The following is a 24399-nucleotide window of genomic DNA, read 5'->3' on the forward strand; positions in this document are numbered from 1 at the left end:
CCGCCCGTGGGGGCTTCGTGCGTTCCACCGCTGGAACGCCCGGTCCAGTTCTGACCCTATTCGGAACGCAGGCCCGTTCCTACCATTTGCCCACAACAAGACAAAGCGCGTGGCCCCTGGTGCAGGGGCCGCGCCCCGGATTCACCACAAGACGGAGACACGCCAATGAACAGACACGCACTGTCGCGCCGGACGCTGCTTCGGGCCGCCTCGGCCTGGGCACCCGCCTCGGTCCTGGGCCTGGGCACGCTGGCCGCGCGCACCGCGGCCGCCCAGCCGGCCCTCAAATGGGCCAACCTCGCGCCCGGCTTCACCACCCTGCTGACCGACTACATGGTCGCCAAGGAGCTCGACAAGGCCAACGGCCTGCAGCTGGGCAAACCCACCTCGTACACCGCGGTCACCACCTACTACAACGACTTCGTCGCGGGCAACTACGACATCTGCATCGGCAGCTGGGACACCTTCGCCTCGCGCCACCTCGCGGGCGTGCCGCTGCAGTACGTGTGCTCGGTGACCACCGGCAACATGATCAACATCATCACCCAGGCCAAGGGCCCGGCGACGATCCAGGCGCTCAAGGGCAAGACCCTGGCGGCGCCGCAGTCGACCGGCACTTACCGGATGATGCGCGCCGTGGTCAAGGAGCTCGCGGGCATCGACCTGGAGAGCCACGCGGTGGTGCAGAACGTCGACAACCCCGCGGCCTCGGTCACGCTGGTGATGGCCAACCGCGCCGATGCCGGCCTGACCTGGGAGCCCAACGTCTCGGTCGGCCTGGCGCGCGTGCCCGACATGCGCGTGCTCTACAACGCCGGCGAGGAATACCGCCGCCGCGTGAACCTCGACCTGCCCTACTTCGGCGTGGCGGTGCGCAAGGACGCCATCGCGCGCGACCCGACGCTGGTGGCGCGGCTCAACAAGGCCTTCGCTCAGTGCATCGACGGCATCACCGGCAGGACCGATGAGGCCGTGGCCATCGCGGGCGCCAACTCGGGCATCCCGCCGGAGGTGCTCAAGACCGCGATCGCCTCGAAGCGGCTGGAGTTCAAGCACACCTCGATGCAGACCGAGGAGGGCCGCCGCAGCATCCGCACGGCCAACGAGTTCCTGGTGCGCAACGGCGCGCTGCCCAAGGTGGTCGACAACGGGTTCTTCGCAGAATGAAACAGGCCGACATCCAGATCCCCGGCGCGGCCAAGCCCGCGCCCTCCGTGTCGGCGCGCAAGCCGCCGACCACCGCCGCCATCGTGACGCCGAAGCCGCGCGACCGCAGCGACCTCAAGGCGCTCTGCGTGGTGGTGGTGCTGATCTTCGCCGCGATGGAGATCGGCAGCTGGTACGTGCCCGACTACGTGATGCCCTCGCCGGTGGTGATCGCCAAGGCGCTGGGCCAGCTGCTGAGCACCGACCTGCTGCATGTCGCGATCACGCTGGGCCGGCTTTGCGTGGCCATCGTGTTCTCGGCCTTCGTCGGCGTCGCGATCGGCCTGCTGATGGGCACCTCGAAGAAGGTCGGCCCCTACCTGAAGGCCCTGGTGGTGGTCGATACCGGCATCCCCGCGCTGTCGTGGATGCTGCTGGCGGTGTTCTGGTTCAAGGACCCGGAGGCGCGGATCTTCTTCATCCTCACCGTGATCCTGCTGCCCTTCTATGCGCTCAACGTGTACGAAGGCGTGCGCGCCCTGTCCACCGACTGGGTCGACATGCTGGAGAGCTTCCGGCCCAGCCGCTGGCAGATGCTGCGCTACCTGGTGGCGCCGCACATCGTCCCCTACATCTTCCTCACCACCAAGTCGGTGATCGGCTATGCGATCCGGATGGTGATCTTCGCGGAACTGGTGGCCTCGGCCTTCGGCATCGGCTCGCGCATGAGCTTCGCGCAGTCGACCTTCCGCATCGACCAGGTGCTGGCCTGGACCGTGCTGCTGGTGGTTCTCAACCTGGTGATCCAGTGGGTCGCCACCCTGGCCGAGGCGCGTTTCCTCGGCTGGCGCAAGGAAGCGAAGGTGCGCTGATGACGAACGTCCCCACCCCCCTGATCGAGCTGCGCGACGTCAGCAAGCGCTTCGGCAGCCACACCGCGATCGACCACCTGTCGATGGAAGTGCGCGAAGGCGAGACCGTGGCGCTGCTGGGCCAGACCGGCGCCGGCAAGAGCACCGTGATGTCGCTGCTCATGGGCACGGCCTCGGCCGACGACGGCACGGTGCGCGTGGCCGGCGCCGACCCGGCCCGCGACTTCGTGGCGCTGCGCGGCAAGCTGGCCGTGAGCTTCCAGACCGACCGGCTGCTGCCCTGGCGCACCGCGCAGGAGAACGTCGAGCTGGGCCTGCTGCTGCTCAACCGGCCGCGCGCCGAAGCCCGCGAACGGGCCGCGCAATGGCTGCAGCGCGTGAAGCTGGGCGATGCCGGCCACAAGTACCCGGCCGAGCTCTCGGGAGGCATGCGGCAGCGGGTGTCGCTGGCGCGCGCCCTGGCGGTCGATCCGGCGCTGGTGCTGCTCGACGAATCCTTCAGCCAGCTCGACCACGTGACCTCGCAGACCCTGCGCCGCGACTTCGCCGAGATCGTGCGCGAGCAGCGCAAGACCTGCGTCTTCGTCACCCACCGCATCGAGGACGCGCTCGAGATCGCCGACCGCATCCTGGTGCTGGCCGCGCCGGCGCGGGTCTGCCTCGAGCTGTCGGTGAGCGCCGCGCAGCGCCAGGACGCGGCCTGCATGGCGCGCATGCACCAGCAGATCGAGCGCGCCATCGGCGGCGACACCGACGACCCGGCCGAGGCCGACCCCTCTTCATTCACGACCACAGAGCACTAAGAGAAAGCGAAACTTCCCATGAGCTACCAGGACATCATCGTCGAGCAGGTGGAGGGCTGGCTGGAGGTCACCCTCCACCGGCCCGAGAAAATGAACTCGCTGCGCGAGACCACCGCCGAGGAGATCCTCGACGCGCTGGGCGAGGCCGAGTCGAAGCGCGAGATCGCCGCCGTGATCCTGCGCGGCAGCGACAAGGCCTTCTGCACCGGCATCGACACCAGCGAATTCACCATCGGCGACAACGAGTACTTCGACTTCTATCGCAAGCGCCGGCGCGCGCGCAAGGTCAACGAGCTGTTCCGTTCGCTGCCCGGCTACAGCAAGCCCGTCATCAGCGCCATCGAGGGCTTCGCGCTCGGCGGCGGCCTCGAGCTGGCGCTGGTGGGCGACATGATCGTGGCCGGCGCCAACGCCAAGTTCGGCCTGCCCGAGATCCGCCTGGGCCTGATGCCCGGCGGCGGCGGCACGCAGACGCTGCCGCGCCTGATCGGCCCCGCGCTGGCCAAGGAACTGATGTGGACCGGCCGCCGCATCAGCGCGGCCGAGGCGCGCGAGTACCGGCTGGTCAACCACGTGACCGAGGCCGGCCAGGCGATCGAGAAGGCGCGCGAGCTGGCCCGCACCATCGCCGGCAACGCGCCGCTGTCGGTGATGTTCACCAAGTCCGTGATCGACCGCGGCATGGACCTGCCGCTGGCCGAGGGCATGGCCGCCGAAGGCGACGTGTCCTTCATGTTGTATTTCACCCAGGACCGCAAGGAAGGCCTGAGCGCCTTCCGCGAGAAGCGCGCCCCTGGTTTCCGAGGAGAGTGAGAGATGAAGAAAAGAGACATCGTGATCGGCGGCTACGCCGAGACCGCCATCGATTTCAAGACCGGCCGCAGCGCCTACGACCTGGCGGGTGAAGCGCTCGACCAGCTGCTGGAGCGCACCGGCATCGACCGGAGCGAGATCGACGGCCTGTCGGTCACCACCGCGCTGTCGGAGGCGCAGAACCCCTTCTTCGCGGTCTACATGACCGAGGCGCTGGGCATCACGCCGACCTGGCTCAACTACGGCGGCATCGGCGGCTGCTCGGCCACCGGCGGCGTGGCGCGCGCCATGTCGGCCATCCGCGACGGCATGTGCAAGCTGGCGGTCGTGATGTCGTCCGACGCGCCCAGCTCCGACTGGCGCTCCAACTACGGCGCCTACCGCAGCGAGTTCCAGGACCCGCCCGGCGTGCAGGGCCCGCCCGCCACCTTCGGCCTGCTGATGAGCCGCTACATCCACCAGTACGGCCTCGACCCCGAGGCGCTGGGAAAGATCGCGATCACCCAGCGCGCCCATGCGCTGCACAACCCCAACGGCTACAAGAAGTTCCAGAAGGAACTCACGATGGAGGAGTACCTGAAGTCGCGCGTCATCTCCGACCCGCTGCGCGTGCTCGACAGCGTGATGTTCTGCGACGGCGCCAACGCCTTCATCGTCACGACCGAGGAGAACGCCAGGCGCCTGGGCCTGAAGAAGATGGTCTACCCCGTGGCCTACGGCGAGGTCACCAACTTCAACGGCAGCGACCCGCTGGCCGACATCACGCAGTCGGGCTTCACCAGGATCGGCCCCGAGGTGCTGCGCAAGGCCGGCCTCGCGCCCAAGGACGTGCGCATGTTCCAGCCCTACGACGACTTCACCATCGCCGTGATGATGCAGTTCGAGGCCTTCGGCTTCTGCGAGCGCGGCGAAGGCTCAGCCTACACGCTGCGCACCGACCTGTCCTTCAACGGCGAGCTGCCGCTCAACACCGGCGGCGGCCAGATCTCGGCCGGCCAGCCCGGCCTGGCCAGCGGCGGCCTCAACCTGGCCGAAGCCGTGCGGCAGATGTTCGGCGAAGGCGGCAGCCGCCAGGTGCCCGACCCGCGCAACGCGCTGGTCACCGGCATCGGCGTGATCCCTTACGGCCGCAACTGGGGCACCAGTTCGGCCATGGTCCTGGAGGCATGAAGAACATGAGCGATACCACCCCCACCACGCCGGCCGCGCCGGTCCGTCCCGTGCCCCGGCAGGGCGTCTACGTCGACAGCAAGCCCTTCTGGGACGGCATTGCCCAGGGCAAGCTGGTGCTGCAGTACTGCACCGTCGCCAAGCGTTTCCAGCACTACCCCAAGCCGGTCAGCGGCTTCACCGGGCGCCGCACGCTCGAGTGGCGCGAGGTCGCCGGCACCGGCACCATCTACGCCTGCACCGTGGTGCGCATTCCGGGCCCGGGCGTCGAAGGCCGCATCCCGCTGTGCGTGGCCACGGTCGAACTCGACGAGGGCGTGCGCATCATCGCCAACGTGCTGCGCTGCGCGCCAAGCGACCTGGCGATCGGCAAGCGGGTCCGGCTGGCGATCGACCAGCTGACGCCCGAGCAGGCCTACCCGGCCTTCGAACTGGCCTAGGAACGTCATGCGTCTCGAACACTTCATGGCGGCGCATGCGCTGCGCACGCCCTCGAAGCCGGCCGTCGTCGTCGGCGCCCAGCGGCTGAGCTACGGCGAGCTGCTGTCGAGCGCGCGCTCGCTGGCGGCCGGCCTGCGGCGCGCCGGCGTGGTGCAGGGCGACCGCATCGTCGTGTACCTGCCCAACTGCATCGAGTTCGTGCAGATCATGTACGCGGCCTTTTCGGTCGGCGCGATCGTGATCCCGGTCAACACCCGCAACACGCCGCGCGAACTGGTGTATTTCGCGCAGGACAGCCAGGCGCGCGTGCTGGTGTTCCATGCCGAGAGCGCGCCGGCCATCGATGCGCTGGCGAGCGAACTGCAGGGCATCCGCCGCGTGGCCGTGGGCGGCGCGGTGGCGGGCGCCGAGTCCTTCGAGACGCTGCGCACCCATTCCGACGAACGCCTGCCCGAGCTCGCGCTGTCGCCCGACGACGCGATGATCCTCTACACCTCGGGCACCACCGGCAAGCCCAAGGGCGCGATCCTGACCCACGCCAACTTCGTGATCGGCAACGCCTTCATCAACGCGGTGGAGTGGGGCGTGACGGCCGACGACGTGTTCCTCGTGACCACGCCGCTCGCGCACCGCACCGGGCTGGCGCGGCTCATGAACTCGATGTGCCTGGGCTCCAAGCTGGTGGTGATGGAGCGCTTCGACGCGCAGGCCGCGGTCGACACCATCGAGCGCGAGCAGGTCAGCGCGGCCGGCATGGTGCCCACCGTGGCGCGCATGCTGATGCCGGTGCTGGCCGGGCAGGCCGCGCGCTGCGCGAGCCTGCGCCACATCATCGTCACCGGCGAGGCCTTCCCGGTCGAACTCAAGCGCCGGATGATCGGTTACCTGCCGCAGGCGCGGCTGCATTCCTTCTTCGCGATGACCGAGGTCGGCTCGGTCACGGTGCTGGGCCACGAGGAGCAGTTCACCCATCCCGCCTCGGTCGGCCGCGTCACGCCCGGCGTGCAGGTCAAGCTGGTCGACGACAAGGGCCAGCAGGTGTCGGTCGACGACGTGGGCGAGATCCTGGTGCGCTCGGGCGAGGCCGGCCGCTTCACCACCATGAAGGGCTACTTCGGCCGGCCCGAGGCCACGGCCGCGACCATCATCGACGGCTGGATCCACACCGGCGACATGGGCCGCTTCGACGCCGACGGCTACCTCTACATCGTCGACCGCAAGAAGGACATGGTGCTCAGCGGCGGCTTCAACATCTACACCAAGGAAGTCGAGCAGGTGCTGGTCGAGCACGACGACGTGGCCGATGCGGCGGTGGTGGGCGTGCCCGACGAGATCTTCGGCGAGGCCGTGGTGGCCTTCATCGAACGCCACCCGGGCCGCGCGCTGAGCGTGGAGGCGGTGCAGGAGCACACCCGCTCGCGCATCGCCAGCTACAAGAAGCCCAAGCACGTGTTCTTCGTCGACGCGCTGCCGCGCAACGGCGTGGGCAAGGTGATGAAGGCCGAGCTGCGCGAGATGGCGCTGGCGCGGCTGGCGCCGCAGCCCGCGCGGCGCGTGCCGGCATGAGCGCCGAGGCCATGCGCTGGGACACGCAGGCCGCCCACTGGATCGGCGGCCAGTGGCTGCCCGCGGGCCCGTCCTTCGCATCGACCAACCCGGCCGACGGCACGCTGGTCGGCCATGCGCCGGCCGGCGGCGCGGTCGAGGCCCGGGCCGCGATCGACGCCGCGCGCCAGGCCTTCGAGACCACGCCCTGGCGCCACAGCCCGCGGCTGCGCGCCCAGGTGCTGCTCGACATGGCGAACCGGCTGGCGGCCGACGCGGCACCGCTCGCGCTGCTGCTCACGCTGGAGAACGGCAAGGTGCTGCGCGAGTCGGCCGGCGAGGTCGAGGGCGCGGCCTCCGAACTGCGCTACTACGCGGGCATGGCGCGCAGCGCGGCCGGCCGCGTGCTCGAGCCCGCGCCGGGCGTGCGCTCGCTGATCACGCACGAGGCCGCGGGCGTGGTGGCGATCATCGTGCCCTGGAACGCGCCGCTGATCCTGTTCGTGCGCTCGCTGGCACCGGCGCTGGCGGCCGGCTGCACCGTGGTCGTCAAGGCGGCGCCGCAGGCCGCGCTGTTCATGCACCGCGTGGCGCAGCGCCTGGCCGAGACCGAGGGCCTGCCGCCCGGCACCGTCAACATCGTGCACGAGGCCGGCAGCGAGGCGGCGCAGGCCTTCGTCACCGCGCCCGGCGTCGACGTGCTGAGCTACACCGGCAGCACGGCCGTCGGCAAGGCCATCATGGCGGCCGCCGCGCCGCAGCTCAAGCGGCTGTCGCTCGAGCTCGGCGGCAAGGCGCCCTGCGTGGTCTGCGACGACGCCGACCTGGGCCTGGCGGTGCGCGAGATCCTCGCGGCCGGCACCATCCTGTCGGGCCAGCAGTGCACGGCCGCGAGCCGGATCCTGGTGCAGCGCCGCCTGCTTGGCGACTTCCGCGATGCGATGGCGGCGGCGATGCGCGACTTCCGCGTCGGCCCGGGGCAGCTGCCCGACAGCCGCATGGGCGCGGTGATCGATCGCGCGAACCGCGACCGCATCCTGGGCCTGGTCGAGCAACTGGGCGCGCGCCATCGCCTGGTGGTGCGCGGCGGCCCGGTGGCGGACCTGCCCGCGCACGGCGCCTTCGTGTCGCCCACGCTGGTGGAGGTCGACGACCCGCAGTGCCCGGCGGTGCAGGACGAGCACTTCGCTCCGCTGATGACGCTCGAGGCCTTCGACGACGACCGCGGCGCGGTCGCGCTGGCCAACGCCACCCGCTTCGGGCTGGGCGCGAGCGTGTGGTCGCGCGACAGCGCGCGTGCCCAGCGCATCGCGCGCGAGATCCGTTGCGGCACCGTGTGGATCAACGCCCACAACAAGCTGTTCGCGGAAGCCGAGGTCGGCGGCTACAAGGAGAGCGGTTTCGGCCGGCTCCATGGGGCCGAGGGCATGCACGACTTCCTCGAGATCAAACACGTCTACCAGGAGATCGGCAGCCTCTGAGGCGGCCGCGATTGCCACCATGCTCAGACCCGAATCGGCCGCCGACGCGGCCTTCCGCCACGAGGTGCGCGACTGGCTCGCGGCCCACGTGCCCGAGGCCTTGCGCCACAAGACCTTCCGTCCGCTGCCCGCCGAGGGCATGCCCTGGTACCGCGCGCTGTCGCAGCGCGGCTGGATCGCGCCGCACTGGCCGCGCACGCACGGCGGCATGGGCGCGAGCCCGGTGCAGCAGGTGATCCTGATGGAGGAGATGGCGCGCGCCGGCACGCCCGACTTCCCGACCCAGGGCCTGAACCACATCGGCCCGATGCTGATCGCGCGCGGCACGCCCGCGCAGCAGCAGCGCCACCTGGGGCCGATCCTCGCGGGCGACGCGATCTGGTGCCAGGGCTATTCCGAGCCGGGTTCGGGCTCCGACCTGGCCAGCCTGCGCACCCGCGCCGAAGTGCGCGGCGACACCCTGGTCATCAATGGCCACAAGATCTGGACCACCTGGGGCCACCACGCCGACTGGATGTTCGCGCTGGTGCGCACCGCCAGCAGCGGCAAGCCGCAGCACGGCATCACCTTCGTGCTGATCGACATGAAGACACCGGGCATCCGGCGCCGGCCGATCCGCACCATCGCGGGCGACGAGGAGTTCGCCGAGGTCTTCCTCGACGAGGTGATGGTGCCGCTGGAGAACGTGGTCGGCGAGATCGACAAGGGCTGGCAGGTGGCGACCGCCGTGCTCAGCGAGGAGCGCTTGCGCATCGGCGCGCCCGCGCAGGCGCTGCGGGCGCTGGAGCGGCTGCGCATGATGCTGCGCGCCACGCCCGCGGAGCGCGTGCCGCCCGGCGTGCACGAGGCCGTGGCGCTGGCCGAGGTGGAGGTCGAGACGCTGGTCGCGGCGTATCTCGAAGCCGCCGAAGCGGCGGCGCAGGGCCTCGCGGCCGACAGCTCCTACCTCAAGCTGCTGGCCACCGACACCGTGCACCGGCTGCTCGAGCTGGTGCGGCAGGTCGCGGGCCCGGCCGCCGCGCTGCGCGACGCCACCCGCCACGGTGCCGACCTGCTCGATGCCACCGAGATGTTCCTGCAGGCGCGCCGCCTGGGCATCTACGGCGGCAGCAGCGAAGTGCAACGCAACATCATCGCGACGCGGGTGCTGGGCCTGCCGGTCGCCGGAGCCAAGCCATGAACGCCGAAGCGAGCGCACCCCTGCGCATGATTGCCGAGAGCGCCGCCGACTTCGCGGCCTCGCACGGCGGACCGGGCGCCGCGCGCCGCGTGCACGAAGGCGGGCCTGCATGGGAGGCCGATGCGTGGAAGGCCATCGCCGGACTCGGCTGGCTCTGCATCGCGGTGCCCGAGGCGGCGGGCGGCCTGGAACTCGGCGCGCCGGCGCTCTGCGTGGTCGCCGAGGAAGCCGGGCGCGCGCTGCTCATGCCGCCACTCACGGCGGGCATGGCGGCGGCCGCGGTGCTGGCCGAGGGCGGCGACGCCGCCGCGCCCACGCTGCAGGCGCTGATCGAGGGCACGCTCCATGTCGCGCTGGCGCAGGCCGAGCGCGGCGCAGACGGCACGCGCACGGCCTCGCTGGTGCCCGAGGGCGATGCGGCGGCGCAGTGGCTGGTCGCGAGCGGGCAGGGCGCCGACTTCGAGGCGCGAGGGCTCGACCCGGCCGCCCTCGGCATCGCCCTGCGCGTGCGCCACGCGGTGGACGGCAGCCGCCTGGCCGACCTGGCCATCGAGCCCGCGGCCTGGGCCGATGCGCCATGCCTGTTGTCGGGCGCGGTGGGCGAAGCAGCCTGGGCGCGCGGCCGGCAGCTCGCCTGGCTGGGCGATGCGGCCTACCTCTGCGGCCTGATGGACGCGGCCTTGCGCCTGGCGCTCGACTACCTGCGGCTGCGACGCCAGTTCGGTGTGCCGATCGGCAGCTTCCAGGCGCTGCAGCACCGCGCCACCGACTGCCATGTGGACGTCACCGCCACCCGGGCGCTGGTGCACGAGGCCGCGCGCGCCGCCGGCACCGCGCGCGCGGCCTGGGCCGCGGCGGCCGCGGTGCAGCGCGCGTCCGCGGCCGCGTTGCGCGTCACGCAGGAGGTGGTGCAATTCCATGGCGCGATCGGCTTTGCCGACGAGCACGACGCGGGCCTCTGCCTGCGCCGCGCCATGACCGTCGGCGCGCGCCATGCGGGCGCGGCGCTGGCGGCGCTTCAAGGCCGCTGAGAACGAACGAGAAGAACAACAGGAGACAACCGAGATGAGCTACCCCACGATCGTTTTTTCCGGCCGCACCTTCACGCCCGAATGGATGGAGGCCGAGGTCGAGCGCCTCTGCGCCGGCCTCGAGGCCGCGGGCGTGGCGCATGGCCAGACGGTGGCCGTGATGATGCGCAACAGCCCGGCCTATGCGGCGCTGATCCTGGCCTGCCGCCGGGCCGGCGTCTACTTCGTCTCGCTCAACTGGCACTGCAAGCCGCCCGAGGCCGCCTTCATGCTCGAGGACAGCGGCGCCGCGATGCTGTTCGTGCACGACGACCTGCTCGCGCAGGTGCTGGCCGGCGTGCCGGCCGGGGTTGCGCTGGTGGCGGTGCCGGCCGATCCGGCGCAGCCGCTGCCCGACGTGTCGGGCCGGGCCGCGCGCTGGGACGGTTTCGGCGTCGGCGTGCCGCCGATGGCGCCGCGCCCGCGGCTGCATTTCGGCTCGGTGCAATACACCTCGGGCACCACCGGCAAGCCCAAGGGCGTGCGCCGGCTGGCGCTGGCGCCCGAACTGCGCGATGCGCTCGAGCTGGAGTCGCGCCGCATCGGCCGCATCGCCTCGGGCATGGCGCCCGGGGTCACCGCCATGCTGTGCGCGCCGATCTACCACAGCGCCTCCACCATGTACCTGGTGCAGGCCTGCGACGCGGGTGCGACGCTGGTCCTCGAACCCGCCTTCGATGCGCTGCGCACGCTCGAGCTGATCGAGCGCCATGCGGTCACCCATGCCTACCTGGTGCCCACCATGTACCGCCGGCTGCTGGCGCTGGGCGAGGCCGAGCGCGCGCGCTTCAGCGTGGCCACGCTGCGCCATGTGGCCTCCACCGGCTCGCCCTGTCCGCCCGAGGTCAAGCGCCGCATGATCGACTGGTTCGGCCCGGTCATCACCGAGGCCTACGGCGCCAGCGAGACCGGCTACGTGACCTTCATCGATTCGCCCACCTGGCTGGCCAACCCGGGCTCGGTCGGCCAGGCGCTGGGGCCGGCGCGGCTGCGCATCGTCGACGAGGCGGGCCGCGCGCTGCCCCCGGGCCAGGTGGGCGCGATCCACGTGCGCCAGCCCGCTTTGCCCGACTTCACCTACGTCAACAACCAGGCGGCGCGCGACGCGATGGAACAGGACGGCCTGGTCGCGCTGGGCGACGTGGGTTATCTCGACGAGCGCGGCTTCCTCTACATCTGCGACCGGCGCACCGACATGATCATCTCGGGCGGCGTGAACATCTATCCGGCCGAGGTCGAGGCCGTGCTGCAGGGCATGCCCGGCGTGGCCGACTGTGCGGTGTTCGGCATCCCCGACGAGGAGTTCGGCGAGGGCGTGGCGGCCGCGGTGCAGCTGCGGCCCGGCGCCGAGCTCGATGCGGCCCGCATCCAGGCCTTCCTGCGCGAGCGCATCGCCAACTTCAAGGTGCCGCGCACCATCGACTTCCATGCCGCGCTGCCGCGCGAGGACACCGGCAAGATCTTCAAGCGCCTGCTGCGCGAACCCTACTGGCGCGACCAGACGCGCCGCATCTGAAGCCCCACCGTCGAGGCGCGTCCCGCGGGACGTGCGCCGCCGGTGTGCCCGCCCATCGCCTCCAGGAGTCCACGCATGCGCCTTCCCCCGATCCTTTCCGAGCGGTTGCGGTTGCCGGTGATCGCCTCGCCGCTGTTCATCATCTCGAACCCCGAACTGGTGATCGCCCAGTGCAAGGCCGGCATCGTCGGTTCCTTCCCGGCGCTCAACGCGCGGCCGCAGGAAGAACTCGCCCACTGGCTGCAGCAGATCACTAACGCGCTCGCCGCGCACGACCGCGCCCATCCGGATCGGCCGGCCGCGCCCTTCGCGGTCAACCAGATCGTGCACCGCACGAACGACCGGCTGCAGCAGGACCTCGAGGTCTGCGCGCGCTTCAAGGTGCCGATCGTGATCACCTCGCTGGGCGCGCGGCCCGAGGTGAACGAGGCGGTCCATGCCTACGGCGGCATCGTGCTGCACGACGTGATCGACAACGCCTTCGCGCGCAAGGCGATCGAGAAGGGCGCCGACGGCCTGATCGCGGTGGCGGCCGGCGCCGGCGGCCATGCGGGCACGCAGTCGCCCTTCGCGCTGGTGCAGGAGATCCGCCAGTGGTTCGACGGCCCGCTGGTGCTGTCGGGCGCGATCGCCAGCGGACGGTCGATCCTGGCGGCGCGCGCCATGGGCGCCGACCTGGCCTACATGGGCTCGGCCTTCATCGCCACCGAGGAGGCCAACGCCGCGGCGGCCTACAAGAAGATGATCGTCGACAGCACGGCCCGCGACGTGGTGCACACCAACCTCTTCACCGGCGTGCACGGCAACTACCTGCGCCCCTCGATCGTCGCGGCCGGCCTCGACCCCAACCAGCTTGCGGCCGGCGATCCGGGCGCGATGAACCTGGGCACCGGCCGCATCAAGCCCAAGGCCTGGAAGGACGTCTGGGGCTGCGGCCAGGGCATCGGCGCGATCGACCGCGTGCAGCCGGCCGCGGCGCTGATCGACCGCCTGGCGGCCGAGTACGCCGCCGCGCTCGGCGAGGGGCTGGGCCGCCCGCGTGCCACGGCCTGAATCGAATTCGAGACCCACAACAAAAGGAGACAAGCATGAGCAAGCATCTTTGGATTCGGGCCGCGCTGTGCGCGCTGGCCACGGTGGCGCTGCAGCCGCTGGCCTGGGCGCAGGCCGCGCCCACGCTCAGCAAACCCGGCCGCATCGTGGTCACCGTGCCGCCCGGCGGCGGCATCGACACCATCGCGCGCCGGCTCGGGACCAAGGTGGCACCGGCCCTGGGCCAGCCCGTGATCGTGGAGAACCGGCCGGGCGCCTCGGGCGTGCTGGGCGTGGACAACATCGTGCGCTCCGCGCCCGACGGCAGCTCGCTGATCCTCGCGGCCGGCTCCACCATCACCGTGCTGCCGCACCTGATGAAGAAGCTGCCCTACGACGCCACGAAGGACCTCACGCCGATCGCGCAGATCGGCGTCACGCCGCTGGTGATGCTGGTCAATGCCGACAACCCCGCCAGGACCCTCGGCGAGTTCGTGGCCGCGGCCAAGGCCCGGCCGGGCCGCATGAGCTACGGCTCCTATGGCAACGGCACGCTGGGCCACCTGATCGGCGAGGCCCTCAAGCATGCGGCCGGCGTGGACCTGGTGCACGTGCCCTACAAGGGCTGCGCGGCCGCGATCAACGACCTGATCGGCGGCCAGCTGAGCGCCGTGATGTGCGACATCGGCTCCTCGGCCGCCTTCCTGCAGCCCGGCAGCCGGCTGCGCGGGCTGGCGATCACCGGCACCGGCCGCGTCGCGGCCTTCCCCGCGATTCCCAACTTCCCCGAGGCCGGCTATCCCACGCTCGGCCCGCTGGTCGGCTGGCTGGGCATCTTCGGCCCGGCGAACATGCCCAAGCCGCTGGTCGCGACGCTGATGGCCGACTTCGCGGCCGTGATGAAGACCGAGGACATGCGCGCCGCGCTGGCCCAGATCGGCTACGAGGTCGGCGACCCCGACCCGGCGCGCTTCGCCCGCACGGTGCGCGAGGACACCGTGCTCTGGGGCAAGCTGATCCAGAGCATCGGCGGCATCGCGCTGGAATGACCAGGAGCACCCGCACCATGCGCGAAGCCTTCACCACCCTCACTGCGTTCATCGGCCGCACGCACGAGGTCCGCTGACGATGGACCTCGATTTCACCGCCGCCGAAGAGGCCTTCCGCGCCGAGGTGCGCGCCTTCCTCGCCACGCAGCTGCCGGCCGCGCTGCGCACCCGCGTGGCCGAGGGCCGCACGCTGACCAAGGCCGAGATGGTGCAGTGGCACGCGATCCTGCAGTCGCGCGGCTGGCTCGCGAGCCACTGGCCGCGCGAGCATGGCGGGCCGGGCTGGACCGCGGTCGAGCGCTTCATCTTCGAGTACGAATGCGCGCTGGCCGATGCGCCGCGCACCTTGCCCTTCGGCCTGATCATGCTGGGGCCGGTGCTGATCCGCTACGGCACGCCGGCGCAGAAGGCGCACTGGCTCCCGCGCATCCTCGACGGCAGCGACTGGTGGTGCCAGGGCTATTCCGAGCCCGGCGCCGGCTCGGACCTGGCCGCGCTGCGCACCCGCGCCGTGCGCACCACCGACGCGCGGGGCGAACACTACCTCGTCAACGGCCAGAAGACCTGGACCACGCTCGCGCAGCATGCCGACATGATCTTCTGCCTGGTCCGTACTTCGACGGAGGCGCGCCCCCAGCGCGGCATCAGCTTCCTGCTGATCGACATGAAGTCGCCCGGGGTGGAGGTGCGGCCCATCCTCACGCTGGACGGCGAACACGAGGTCAACGAGGTGTTCTTCACCGACGTGCGCGTGCCGCTGGAGAACCTGGTGGGCGAGGAGAACGAGGGCTGGACCTGCGCCAAGTACCTGCTCACGCACGAGCGCAACGCCGGCATCGGCTTCTGCGTGGCGGCGCTGCAGCGGTTGAAGACGGTGGCGGCGCGCGTGCAGCGCCAGGGCCGCCCCCTCGACCAGGACCCGCTCTTCGCAGCCCGCATGGCGCGGGTCGAGATCGCGCTGGAGAACCTCAAGACCACCAGCCTGCGCGTCACCGCCGCCGTGGCCGCGGGCGGCTCGCCTGGCGTGCAGAGCTCGGCGCTCAAGGTGCTGGGCAGCGAGATCCGCCAGGAGCTGTCGTCGCTGATCCGCCGCGCGGTCGGGCCGCGCGCCCAGGCACAGCTGGCCGATGCGCTGGCACTCGACGGCAGCCCGCCCGAGGCCGCCACCGCCTCCGCGCAATACCTCAACAACCGCAAGCTGTCGATCTTCGGTGGCTCCAATGAAGTGCAGCGCGGGATCATCGCGAAGACGATGCTGGGCCTGTGAGCCATGGAGGAGGTGGAGGTGGCGCGGCGTTCAGTGGGCGAGCCGCAGGCTGCGCAGCATGTTCACCAGCCGAGGGCCGATGTCGTGCACCAGGTCTTCCCGAGTGCAGCGGAAAGTGGGCACGACGCAGTTGAAGATCAGCTGGCGCCCCTCGGGCGTGGTGTCGAAGGGCGCTGCGACCGCGGCCACCTCGGGCCGGAGTTCGCCGTGGTTCGCGCAGAAGCCGGCGCTGGCATAGAAGTTCAGGTTGGCACGGATGTTGGGCTCGTACTGGGCCCACAGCGCCGGCTGCCGCAGCCGGATCTCGTGGATCAGCGCCTGCCGCTCCGTCGCGGGGCAGGCCGCGAGGTAGGCCCAGCCGATGGCCGTGGCCGCGATCGGGTAGCTCAGGCCGATGTCGGCGATGCGTGCCGAGAAGGCCGAGCGGCTGCGGCTGACCTCGATGAAGACCATGTCCAGCCGGTCGCGGATCGCCAGCGACACCGAGCCGCGCACCGAGGCCGAGAGCTCGTGCATCGGCGCGCGCGCGGCCTGGCGCAGCCCGATGTTCGCCAGCAGCGGATAGGCCAGCGACACCACCGCCGAACCCAGTGCGTAGCGCTGCGAGTCCGGCACGTTGCGCAGGTAGCCCAGCGCGCAGAGCGTGTAGGTGAGGCGGGAGATGGTGGCCTTCGGCAGCCCGGTCTGTTCCGACAGCTCGCGGTTGCCCAGGGTCGGCCGGGCGGGCGTGAAGCATTTGAGCAGCGCGAGGCCGCGCGCCAGCGTGGTGGCGAACTGGCGATCGCCGCCGAAGTCGGCGTCTTCGGCCAGCACGCGCCGCACCGATGGCGGCGTTTGATTCTTGTTGGATGACATAGCGAAACATCGATGGAGATACGAATGGAATATCCATATCTTAGACGTCCCTATTAAACCGGAGACCCACCATGTTCTACGAACCCGGCCGCACCGCCAGCGGCCTGCCCTACAACCCTTTCAAATCCTGCTGCGTGCCGCGACCCATCGGCTGGATCTCGACCGTCAGCCCGCAGGGCGTGCACAACCTCGCGCCCTACAGCCAGTTCCAGAACCTGACCTGGGACCCGCCGACCGTGACGGTGGCGGTCAACTGCCGGCCCGACGGCTCGATGAAGGACACCGCCGCCAATGCGCTGGCGACCGGCGAGTTCGTCTGGAACATGGCCACCTACGATCTGCGCCAGTGGGTGGTGTCCTCGGCCCAGGCTTTCGGGCCGGAGGTCGACGAGTTCAGCCAGCTGGGCATTCCCACCGTGCCCTCGAGCCGGGTCAAGCCCTTGCGCGTGGCGGCCTCGCCCGTGCATTTCGAATGCCGGCTTCGGCAGTCGCTCTACATCCCGGCCAACACGCCGGAGGCCAGCACCTACCTGCTGATCGGCGAGGTGATCGGCGTGCACATCCAGGAGGACGTGATCGACGCCGACGGCGTGCTCGACATCCTCAAGATCAAGCCGCTGGCGCGCGTCGGCTACCTCGACTACGTGACCGTCGAGTCGAAGTTCCAGGTGGTGCGGCCCGACTTCGAGGGCCTGGACACCGTGCCGTACATGCAGGAGGCGATGAAATGAGAAGGCGCCTGATGCTGCGCGTCGCCGCCGCTGGCGGACTGGCGGCGTCGACGGCCACGTTGCCGGCGCGGGCCGCCGACTATCCGAGCAAGGCACTGCGCATCGTGGTGCCATGGGCGGCTGGTACCGGCACCGACCTGAATGCGCGCGCAATCGCGCAGCAGATCACGGCCGACAGCAGGCAGGTGGTGGTGGTCGACAACAAGGCCGGCGTGGGCGGCTCGATCGGGACCGCCGAGGTCGCGCGGCTGCCGGCGGACGGCTACACGGTGCTCGCGACCTCCAATGCCCATGTGGCGAACCTGTTCCTGATCAAGAACCTGCCGTATGACCCCTTGCAGGATTTCGTGCCCGTGGGGAGCACGCGGCGGCTGCCCTCGTTGCTGGTGGCGCGGCCCGGCCTCGGGGTGTCGACCATCGCGCAGCTCACCGAGCTGGCACGGCGCGAGCCCGGCAAGATCAGTTTCGGGGCCGGCACCTCGGCCGGCCGCATGGGCATGGAGCTCTACCAGCAGATGGCGGGCGTCAAGCTGCTGCACGTGCCCTACAAGAGCGCGACAGCGGCGCTCAACGACCTGCTGGGCGGGCATTGCGACGTGATGTTCGTCGACATCTTCAACAGCCTCACGCAGATCCGGGCCGGCACGCTGGTGCCGCTGGCGGCCTCGGGCCGCACGCGGCTCAAGGTGCTGCCCGAACTGCCGACGGTGGCCGAGTCGGGCCTGCCCGGCTACGAGATGACGAGCTGGAGCGGCCTGTGGCTGCGCAAGGGCGCGCCCGAGGCGGCCGTGGCCTACCTCAACCGGATGGCACGCAAGGCGGCGGAGGCCGAGCGCGAGAGCGTCGAGGCCACCGGCGGCGAGGTCTTCGTGGACACGCAGGAAGCCTTCGCGCGCTTCGTCGACGCCGAGGTGGCGCTGTGGCGCCGCACCGCGGCGGCGGCGAAGATCGTGCCCGAGTGAGGCACGGCGCGCCCTGGCGCCGCTAAGCTCGCGCCATGTCCCATGACCGTTTCTCCGAGCTTGCCGTGTTCGTCCGCGCGGTCGAAAGCGGCGGCTTCTCGGCCGCCGGGCGCCAGCTGGACCTCAGCGCCTCGGCTGTCAGCAAGGCGATCTCGCGCCTGGAGGAGCGGCTGGGTGCGCGCCTGCTCCACCGCACCTCGCGCTCGCTGCAGCTGACCTACGAAGGCGAGGTCTTCATCGTCGGTGCGCGCCGGGTGCTGGAGGCGATGGACGATGCGCAGCGCAGCCTCAGCGAACTCACGGCCGAGCTGAGCGGCAGGCTGCGCATCTACACGCTGCCCAGCTTCGGCTACACGCTGGTGCCCTTCATCGCCGAGTTCGTGCGGCGCTTTCCGCGCATCAGGATCGACATCCAGCTGGGGGCCGAGCGGGTCGACCTGGTGGAGCGCAACATCGACCTCGCGATCCGCCTGGGGGCGCTGCAGGACAGCGCGTACTTCGCGCGCAAGATCGGGCTGACCAAGCACGTGATCTGCGCCGCGCCGGCCTACCTGGCGCGCCGCGGCACGCCGGCCACGCCGGCGGCGCTGAAGGACCACAACTGCCTCAACTTCTCGATCCGCACGCATGACATCCACTGGGGGCTGCGCGCCGAGTCGCCGCTCAAGCCGGCCTCGGTCGATGGCGACATCACCTCGAACCAGGCCGAGATGCTGCACCGCCTGTGCGTGGCCGGCGTGGGCATCACCGAACTGCCCTACTACGTGGTGGAGCAGGACATCGCCAGCGGCGCGCTGGTGACCCTGCTCGACAGCGACGCGCAGCCCGAGCACGATCCGATCTGGGCGATCTACCCGCACAACCAGAACCCGAGCCCGCGCACCACGGCCTTCATCGAGTTCCTGCGCGAACGCATCGCGGCCTCGCCCGGCTTCCTGCCGCCGGGCTGAAGCGCGCGGATCAGGCCGCCTGCGGCCCGGGCCACAGCAGCGTGCGGCCGTCCCAGTCGCGCGCCTGCCGCGCGATGCCGGCATAGAAGGCCTCGCTGGTGTCGGTGATCTCGATCAGCTCCTTCATCGCGTGCAGCGGCGTGGCGCCCTCGAAGTAGGCGATGCGTGCGCCGCGCGCGGTGCGCGCCGTGTAGAGCGCCTCGCGACCCTGCGCCTGTTCCTCGGCCACGCGCGCATCGAACTGCCGCGTGCCGATGCCCCAGTGGTGGAAGCCGTGGCCACGGCGCGCCACGCCGTCGCGGAACACCGAAGGCTGGTCGTCGTGCTGCTGGATCAGCTCCAGCATCAGGGTGCCGTGGAAGGCCAGCGCGATCGACAGGTCGTGGCTCACCTCGCGGCCGCGGTAGAACGCGCCGGGCCGCGGCTGCGAGGTGCGGAAGCGGTACCAGGGCCCGACCCGGAGCTGGGCGCTGAAGCTGGCCATGGCCTGGTCGATGTCCTCGACCACATGGCCGGCCTGGATCGCGGTCTCGGGGCGGCCGCCGAAAAGGAAGTCGTTCATCGTGGGGTGCGGGTTTCGAAGGAGTGGGGGAAGAGCAGGGCCTTGGTCGCGACGCGGCTGTAGGCCGCTTCGAAGGCCTGCAGGCCGTCGCGCAGCGCGTAGCGGTGCGTGACCAGCGGCGCGAACTGCGCCGGGTGCGAGGCCACGGTGTCGATCACCTGCTGCCAGCCCTCGCGCGTGTTGCCGTAGCTGCCGCGCAGCTGCAGCTGGCGCCGCACCAGGCGCGTGATGTCGATCGCGCCCGGCGCCGGGTGGATGCCGGTGGCCACCAGCACCCCCTGGCGGCGCAGCAGGCCCAGGCCCTCGTCGACGGTGGAGGCCACGCCGGTCATCTCGATCACCGCATCGAAGCCCTCGCCGGCCAGGGCCGCGAGCCGCTGTTCCGAGCCGGCCTCGGCGCGGTCGACCAGCGTGTCGAAGCCCATGCGGCGCAGCACGGCGAAGCGGTGCGTGTCGGCATGGCCGGTGACGACGATCTGGCGTGCGCCGGCCAGGCGCGCGAACAGCGCCGCGCCCTGCGCGATGGCGCCCGCGCCCATGATCAGCAGCCGCTGGCCGGCCGCGATTTCCGACAAGGCAATGGCATGGTGCGCAACCGTCAGCGGCTCGATCAGCGCACCGAGTTCGCGGTCGAGCGTGTCGGGGATCGGCAGGCAGTGGGCGGCCGGCACCGTGACCCAGGGCGCGAAGCAGCCGTCGCGCTGCGTGCCGATGCCGACCGGCAGCGCGACCACGCGCCGGCCGAGCAGTCCGGCCGGCGCACCTTCGCCGAGCCGGACCACGCGGCCGCAGAACTCGTGGCCCAGCGTGAGCGGCAGCCGCGGCCACAGGAAATCGTAGGCTGAACCCTTGGCGTCGTAGATGTGCAGGTCGCTGCCGCAGATGCCGGCGGCCTCGACTTCGATCAGGACGTCGCCGGGCGCCGGCGTCTGTGGTGCGGCGGCCTCGGCCAGCGCGACGCCGAAGCCGGGCGCCAGTTTTCGCAATGCAAGCATGGTGGTCCTGTCTGCCGCTCAGGCACTGTTGGCACGCAGGCCGCCATCGATCACGAAGGGCTCGCCGGTCACGTAGGGCACCAGCCCGGCGGCCAGGGTCGCAACCAGCCGGCCGACGTCCTCGGCCTCGCCCCAGCGCCGCAGCGGCACCTCGCCGCTCGCGATGCGCGCGTCCTGCGGGCCGGTGTCGAGCGAACCGGTCATCTCGGTGCGGATGAAGCCGGGCCGGACGTCGTGCACATGGATGCCGTGCGGCGCGAGTCGCAGCGCCATGACCTTCGCCATCATCGCCACCGCGGCCTTCGACATGCAGTACTGCGAGCGGTTGAGCCGTGCATAGTGCGCCGCCATCGAGGAGATCACGATGACGCTGCGGTAGGGCCGCGGCGCCGGGTCTTCGAGCATGCGCCGCGCGACGGCCTGGGTCAGGAAGAAGGTGCCGCGGATGTTGAGGTCGAAGTTGTGGTCGAAGTCCGCGGGCGTGATGTCCAGCACGTCCTTCAACGGCCGCGCGGCCACGCCGGCGTTGTCGACCAGGCAGTCGACGCGTCCGTGCAGTGCGAACACATCGGTCACCAGGGTCGCGTGGCCTGTCAGGTCTGCGATGTCGGCCGTTCGGAGATCGGCTTGGGCGCCGAGCGCGCGCAGTTCGGCCAGCGTGACGCGTGCACGTTCGTCGTCGTGCAGGTCGACCAGCACCAGGTCGAAGCCCTGGCGGGCCAGTGCGAGCGCGCAGGCGCGGCCGATGCCCTGGCGCCCGCCGGTGACCAGGGCCACCGGGCGGTCGGTGGGCGCGCTCACTTGCCACCGCCCAGCTGGCTCGGCCGGCTGCTGTAGGCGGTGAGCGGCGGGCAGGCCGCCGGGTCGACGATGACGTCGATCACCGTTGCCCGGTCGGCGGCCAGGGCGTCCTGCAGCGCGGCGCGCAGCGCGCCCGGCGCCTCGACCGTGACACCGTGCAGGCCGCAGGCGCGCGCCACCGCGGCGTGGTCCACCCGCTCGAAGCGGGTGTCGGTGCGGCCGCCGTAGCGGAACACCTCCATGTCCTCCTGCATGCCGAGCACGCCATTGTTGAGCACCAGCAGCACCAGCTTGATGCCGTGGCGCCGGATCGTCTCGAGTTCGCTCCAGACATGGCCGAAGCCGCCGTCGCCCACCACCGACACCACGGTCGCGCGGGGTTGCGCGAGCTGCGCCCCCATCGCGAGCGGCAGGCCCCAGCCCAGGCCGGCCAGGCCGCGCGGCACCAGGAAGCGGTCGCCCGCGCGGCGTGCCGTGAGGCAGAGCGTGGTCCAGACCGAGGCGTAGCTGGCGTCGGCCGTGACGATCGCCTCGGCCGGCAGCAACTGCTCGAGTTCGTGCATCAGGCGCTCGGGCCGGATTGGCAGTCGGTCCTCGGTGCGCACGCCCTGCTGCAGCCGACGCGCTTCGGAGCGAGAGGACGCAATGCGCTCCTGCAGTGCGGCGCGTCCCGCATTGCGCAGGCCAGGTTCATGGTGCGCCATCGTCTCGGCCAGGGCCTCCAGGCCCAGCCGCGCATCGCCGACCAGGCGCAGCGCCTCGTAGTTGCGGTCGATCTCCACCGGGTCGATGTCGAGGTGGATGAAGCGCGCGTGGCGCGGGTACTGAGCCCAGGTATCGGTCCCGTTGGCGGCGGTGCGCGTGCCCACCAGCAGCACCACGTCGGCGTCGGCGATCAGCGAGCGCGCCTCGTAGGCCGGCGCACCGACCGCGAGCACGTTGCCGATCACGCCGAGCGACAGCGGATGCAGCTCCGACACCGCGCCCTTGCCCATCATGGTGGTCGCGACCGGCAGACCGAAACGCTCCTGCATCGCGGCCAGGGTCTGCGCCGCGCCCGAGAGGTGGACGCCGCCGCCGGCGATGACCAGCGGGCGCTGTGCGGCCATGAGCAGGCGCGCGGCCTCGCGTACGCGCTCGGGGGCCGGCACCACCGGATCGAGCGGGAAGCGGCCGTTGTTTGCGCGACGCGTTGGCGCGTCCGTGGCCTCGCTGTCGGCGATGTTCACGGGCAGCAGCAGCACCGCCGGCCCGCAACGGCCGCTGGTCGCGGCGCGGAAGGCCATGTCGACCCATTCGTCGACGCGGTCGGCCGTGTCGATGCGGCCGACCCACTTGGCGCAGCCGGCGAACAGCTTGAGGTGGTCGTACTCCTGGAAGGCATTGCGCTCGCGCAGCGCCACCGGCACGTCCTGCACCAGCGCCACGATGGGCACCGAGGACTTGAGCGCCTCGGCCAGCGGCGCGACCAGCAGCGTCGCGGCCGGCCCGTTCTGCGCGGTCACGACCGCGGTCTGGCGGCTGATGCGCGCATAGCCGTCGGCCATGGCGCCACCCGCGTTCTCGGTGCGGTAGCCGATGTTGCGCATGCCTTGCTTGGGCACCGCGAGATGGAAGCGCACGGGGTTGCACTGGCCGAAGACGACTTCGACGCCATGGCGACGGCAAGCCGCCGCCACACGGTCGGCCACGCTGCCACCGTTCTGTTCGGAAATGGACATGAAAAACCTACTTGGGGGAAGAACTGGGGAAGCGGCTCTTGAGCTTGGCGACGTCGTCCTGCGAGCGCTCCAGCACCACGCGGTACTGCGCGCCCGTGAGCGGTGCCGGCTCGATGCCGTAGGTGTCGCGCAACTGGGCCTGGAAGGCCGGATCGTTGACCACCTTGAGCGTGGCCGTCTCGAGGCGTTTGCGGATGGGCTCGGGCAGGTTGGCGGGCCCGCCGACGCCGAAGTAGACGTCGGTCACCACGTCGTAGCCCAGCTCGCGCAGCGTAGGCACCTCGGGCAGTTCGCGCAGCCGCGTCTCGCTCGCCACCGCCAGTGCGCGCAGCTTGCCGTTCCGGACGTGCGGCATGAAGTCGGTGGGATTCTGCAGTACCACGTCGATCTGCTTGCCCAGCAGCGCCACCACCGAGTCGGAGCCCGAGCGGTAGTTGGCGGTCTCGAACTGCAGCCCGGTCTTCTGCGCCAGCAGCAGCATGCCGAGCGTGTTGACCGAACTCGGCGCGCCGAAGTTCAGGCCCCCCTTGGCCTTCTTCGAGGCCGCGATCAGGTCGTCGATGTGCCGGTAGGGCGAGTCGGCGTTGACCACGATCGCGTACAGGTAGCGGCCGACGCTGGCGATCGAGCTGAAGTCCTTGACCTTCTGCGGCGTGTCGGTCACGAGCTGCCAGGTGGACATGCCGGAAGACAGCATGCCGATCTGGTAGCCGTCGGGTTGGGCGCGGGCCAGCAGCCCGCCCATCACCGTGCCCTGGCCGCCGGGACGGTTGAGCACGATCACGGGCTTGCCCAGTTCCCTGGACAGTTCGACGCCGAGCGCGCGGCTCACCAGGTCGGTGGTGCCACCGGGGCCGAACTGGACCATGAAACCGATCTCGCGCTCGGGCCATTCCGCGCAGGCGGCGGTGGTGAAGAGCGCGAGCAGGAAGGCCCCGAGCGCTTGGCGCCATGGTCGGGAACGGGCGGGAAAGAGGGTCATGTGGGCGGGTCTCCGTTGTTGAATGGCCGCCACGCAGGCCCTGTCATGGCACTGTCGAAGCGGCCCGGAAATGCTACGGAGATCGCGCGCCGGGTTCGAGCCGTCGCGCGGAATCACGAGGATGAACATCCGTCACAGATGGCGGCATGCGGGGCCGTTGGCATCAAGGCCGATGCGCTGCGCGCGCGCTTCCTGTCCACCACGCTGCCGATCTTCGAGCGTCTGGGCATCCATGTGGTGTCGGTGTTCGCGCCAGGCGCACCGCAGGGGGATCTCTGGTACATCGTGCGCTTCGACAGCGAGGCCCAGCACGCCGCGGCCTGGGCGGCCTTCGGAGCGAACGAGGAGTGGCGGCGGGCCAAGGCCGCGTCCGAAGAGGACGGGCCACTGCTGGCCAGCCAGAAGGGCTGCTTGCTCGCGTCGCTGTTCGAGCGCGCCGACTGAGTCTGCGCGGC

24 protein-coding genes are annotated in these 24399 nt (G+C 71.0%); 18 read left to right on the forward strand and 6 right to left on the reverse strand.

Annotation, left to right across the window (positions count from 1 at the left end):
- Positions 1-165 precede the first annotated feature (165 nt).
- From QTI20_RS12695 to QTI20_RS12760, 14 genes are all read left to right on the forward strand, one after another.
- A complete protein-coding gene (locus tag QTI20_RS12695) occupies positions 166-1167 on the forward strand; it encodes an ABC transporter substrate-binding protein (RefSeq protein WP_286551317.1) in 1002 nt (333 codons plus the stop codon).
- Entirely contained in the window at positions 1164-2018 is an 855-nt protein-coding gene (locus QTI20_RS12700; protein WP_286551318.1) for an ABC transporter permease, read from the forward strand. Before QTI20_RS12695 ends, QTI20_RS12700 begins: the two co-directional genes overlap by 4 nt.
- A complete protein-coding gene (locus tag QTI20_RS12705) occupies positions 2018-2821 on the forward strand; it encodes an ABC transporter ATP-binding protein (protein ID WP_286551320.1) in 804 nt (267 codons plus the stop codon). The genes QTI20_RS12700 and QTI20_RS12705 overlap by 1 nt, the downstream gene beginning before the upstream one ends.
- Before the next feature lie 18 nt (positions 2822-2839).
- Complete coding sequence (locus QTI20_RS12710) at positions 2840-3634, forward strand: enoyl-CoA hydratase/isomerase family protein (RefSeq protein ID WP_183028983.1); 795 nt, start codon at positions 2840-2842, stop codon at positions 3632-3634.
- Positions 3635-3637: 3 nt separating this feature from the next.
- Positions 3638-4804 (forward strand): thiolase family protein, encoded by a 1167-nt coding sequence (locus tag QTI20_RS12715; protein WP_183028982.1) that lies wholly within the window; start codon positions 3638-3640, stop codon positions 4802-4804.
- 5 nt (positions 4805-4809) lie between these two features.
- Complete coding sequence (locus tag QTI20_RS12720; protein WP_183028981.1) at positions 4810-5244, forward strand: Zn-ribbon domain-containing OB-fold protein; 435 nt, start codon at positions 4810-4812, stop codon at positions 5242-5244.
- A gap of 7 nt (positions 5245-5251) precedes the next feature.
- Positions 5252-6811: a class I adenylate-forming enzyme family protein gene (locus QTI20_RS12725; RefSeq protein ID WP_286551323.1), complete on the forward strand. Its 1560-nt coding sequence runs from the start codon at positions 5252-5254 to the stop codon at positions 6809-6811.
- Entirely contained in the window at positions 6808-8271 is a 1464-nt protein-coding gene (locus QTI20_RS12730) for an aldehyde dehydrogenase family protein (RefSeq protein WP_286551324.1), read from the forward strand. The genes QTI20_RS12725 and QTI20_RS12730 overlap by 4 nt, the downstream gene beginning before the upstream one ends.
- A gap of 19 nt (positions 8272-8290) precedes the next feature.
- A complete protein-coding gene (locus QTI20_RS12735) occupies positions 8291-9451 on the forward strand; it encodes an acyl-CoA dehydrogenase family protein (RefSeq protein WP_286551325.1) in 1161 nt (386 codons plus the stop codon).
- Entirely contained in the window at positions 9448-10482 is a 1035-nt protein-coding gene (locus QTI20_RS12740) for an acyl-CoA dehydrogenase family protein (protein ID WP_286551327.1), read from the forward strand. Before QTI20_RS12735 ends, QTI20_RS12740 begins: the two co-directional genes overlap by 4 nt.
- Positions 10445-12037 carry an AMP-binding protein gene (locus QTI20_RS12745; protein ID WP_286551330.1) on the forward strand — a complete coding sequence of 531 codons (1593 nt, stop codon included), beginning with the start codon at positions 10445-10447 and terminating at the stop codon, positions 12035-12037. Before QTI20_RS12740 ends, QTI20_RS12745 begins: the two co-directional genes overlap by 38 nt.
- A 75-nt stretch (positions 12038-12112) precedes the next feature.
- Entirely contained in the window at positions 12113-13090 is a 978-nt protein-coding gene (locus tag QTI20_RS12750; RefSeq protein ID WP_286551332.1) for an NAD(P)H-dependent flavin oxidoreductase, read from the forward strand.
- A 35-nt stretch (positions 13091-13125) separates the two neighbouring features.
- Complete coding sequence (locus QTI20_RS12755; protein WP_286551334.1) at positions 13126-14118, forward strand: Bug family tripartite tricarboxylate transporter substrate binding protein; 993 nt, start codon at positions 13126-13128, stop codon at positions 14116-14118.
- 79 nt (positions 14119-14197) lie between these two features.
- Positions 14198-15385, forward strand: coding sequence for an acyl-CoA dehydrogenase family protein (locus QTI20_RS12760; RefSeq protein WP_286551335.1), 1188 nt, complete (start codon positions 14198-14200; stop codon positions 15383-15385).
- Positions 15386-15415: 30 nt separating this feature from the next.
- Here QTI20_RS12760 and QTI20_RS12765 read toward each other — a convergent pair whose 3' ends face one another.
- Positions 15416-16240, reverse strand: a complete 825-nt coding sequence (locus QTI20_RS12765) for an IclR family transcriptional regulator (protein ID WP_286551336.1) — start codon at positions 16238-16240, stop codon at positions 15416-15418.
- Positions 16241-16311: 71 nt separating this feature from the next.
- Here QTI20_RS12765 and QTI20_RS12770 point away from each other — a divergent pair, with 71 nt between their 5' ends.
- The 3 genes from QTI20_RS12770 to QTI20_RS12780 are packed head-to-tail and all read left to right on the forward strand — an operon-like array spanning position 16312 to position 18883.
- Positions 16312-16971, forward strand: a complete 660-nt coding sequence (locus QTI20_RS12770) for a flavin reductase family protein (RefSeq protein WP_286551338.1) — start codon at positions 16312-16314, stop codon at positions 16969-16971.
- A complete protein-coding gene (locus QTI20_RS12775; protein WP_286551340.1) occupies positions 16968-17933 on the forward strand; it encodes a Bug family tripartite tricarboxylate transporter substrate binding protein in 966 nt (321 codons plus the stop codon). The genes QTI20_RS12770 and QTI20_RS12775 overlap by 4 nt, the downstream gene beginning before the upstream one ends.
- A gap of 35 nt (positions 17934-17968) precedes the next feature.
- The gene (locus QTI20_RS12780; protein WP_286551341.1) at positions 17969-18883 is read left to right on the forward strand and encodes a LysR family transcriptional regulator; all 915 of its coding nucleotides are present in this window, start codon (positions 17969-17971) and stop codon (positions 18881-18883) included.
- A 10-nt stretch (positions 18884-18893) separates the two neighbouring features.
- Here the strand turns inward: QTI20_RS12780 and QTI20_RS12785 are convergent, their stop codons facing one another.
- The 5 genes from QTI20_RS12785 to QTI20_RS12805 are packed head-to-tail and all read right to left on the reverse strand — an operon-like array spanning position 18894 to position 23944.
- The gene (locus QTI20_RS12785; RefSeq protein ID WP_286551343.1) at positions 18894-19445 is read right to left on the reverse strand and encodes a VOC family protein; all 552 of its coding nucleotides are present in this window, start codon (positions 19443-19445) and stop codon (positions 18894-18896) included.
- Positions 19442-20440 (reverse strand): zinc-dependent alcohol dehydrogenase, encoded by a 999-nt coding sequence (locus tag QTI20_RS12790; RefSeq protein ID WP_286551344.1) that lies wholly within the window; start codon positions 20438-20440, stop codon positions 19442-19444. Before QTI20_RS12790 ends, QTI20_RS12785 begins: the two co-directional genes overlap by 4 nt.
- 18 nt (positions 20441-20458) lie before the next feature.
- Positions 20459-21241, reverse strand: a complete 783-nt coding sequence (locus tag QTI20_RS12795; RefSeq protein ID WP_286551345.1) for a 3-ketoacyl-ACP reductase — start codon at positions 21239-21241, stop codon at positions 20459-20461.
- A complete protein-coding gene (locus tag QTI20_RS12800) occupies positions 21238-22962 on the reverse strand; it encodes an acetolactate synthase catalytic subunit (protein ID WP_286551349.1) in 1725 nt (574 codons plus the stop codon). The genes QTI20_RS12795 and QTI20_RS12800 overlap by 4 nt, the downstream gene beginning before the upstream one ends.
- A gap of 7 nt (positions 22963-22969) precedes the next feature.
- Positions 22970-23944: a tripartite tricarboxylate transporter substrate binding protein gene (locus QTI20_RS12805; RefSeq protein WP_286551350.1), complete on the reverse strand. Its 975-nt coding sequence runs from the start codon at positions 23942-23944 to the stop codon at positions 22970-22972.
- A 45-nt stretch (positions 23945-23989) separates the two neighbouring features.
- On the opposite strand from QTI20_RS12805, the gene QTI20_RS12810 reads away from it, so the two are divergent.
- Positions 23990-24388: an NIPSNAP family protein gene (locus tag QTI20_RS12810; RefSeq protein WP_286551352.1), complete on the forward strand. Its 399-nt coding sequence runs from the start codon at positions 23990-23992 to the stop codon at positions 24386-24388.
- The last annotated feature ends 11 nt before the right edge of the window (positions 24389-24399 follow it).

Source organism: Variovorax sp. J2P1-31 (genome assembly GCF_030317215.1).
Taxonomy (GTDB): Bacteria; Pseudomonadota; Gammaproteobacteria; order Burkholderiales; family Burkholderiaceae_C; genus Variovorax.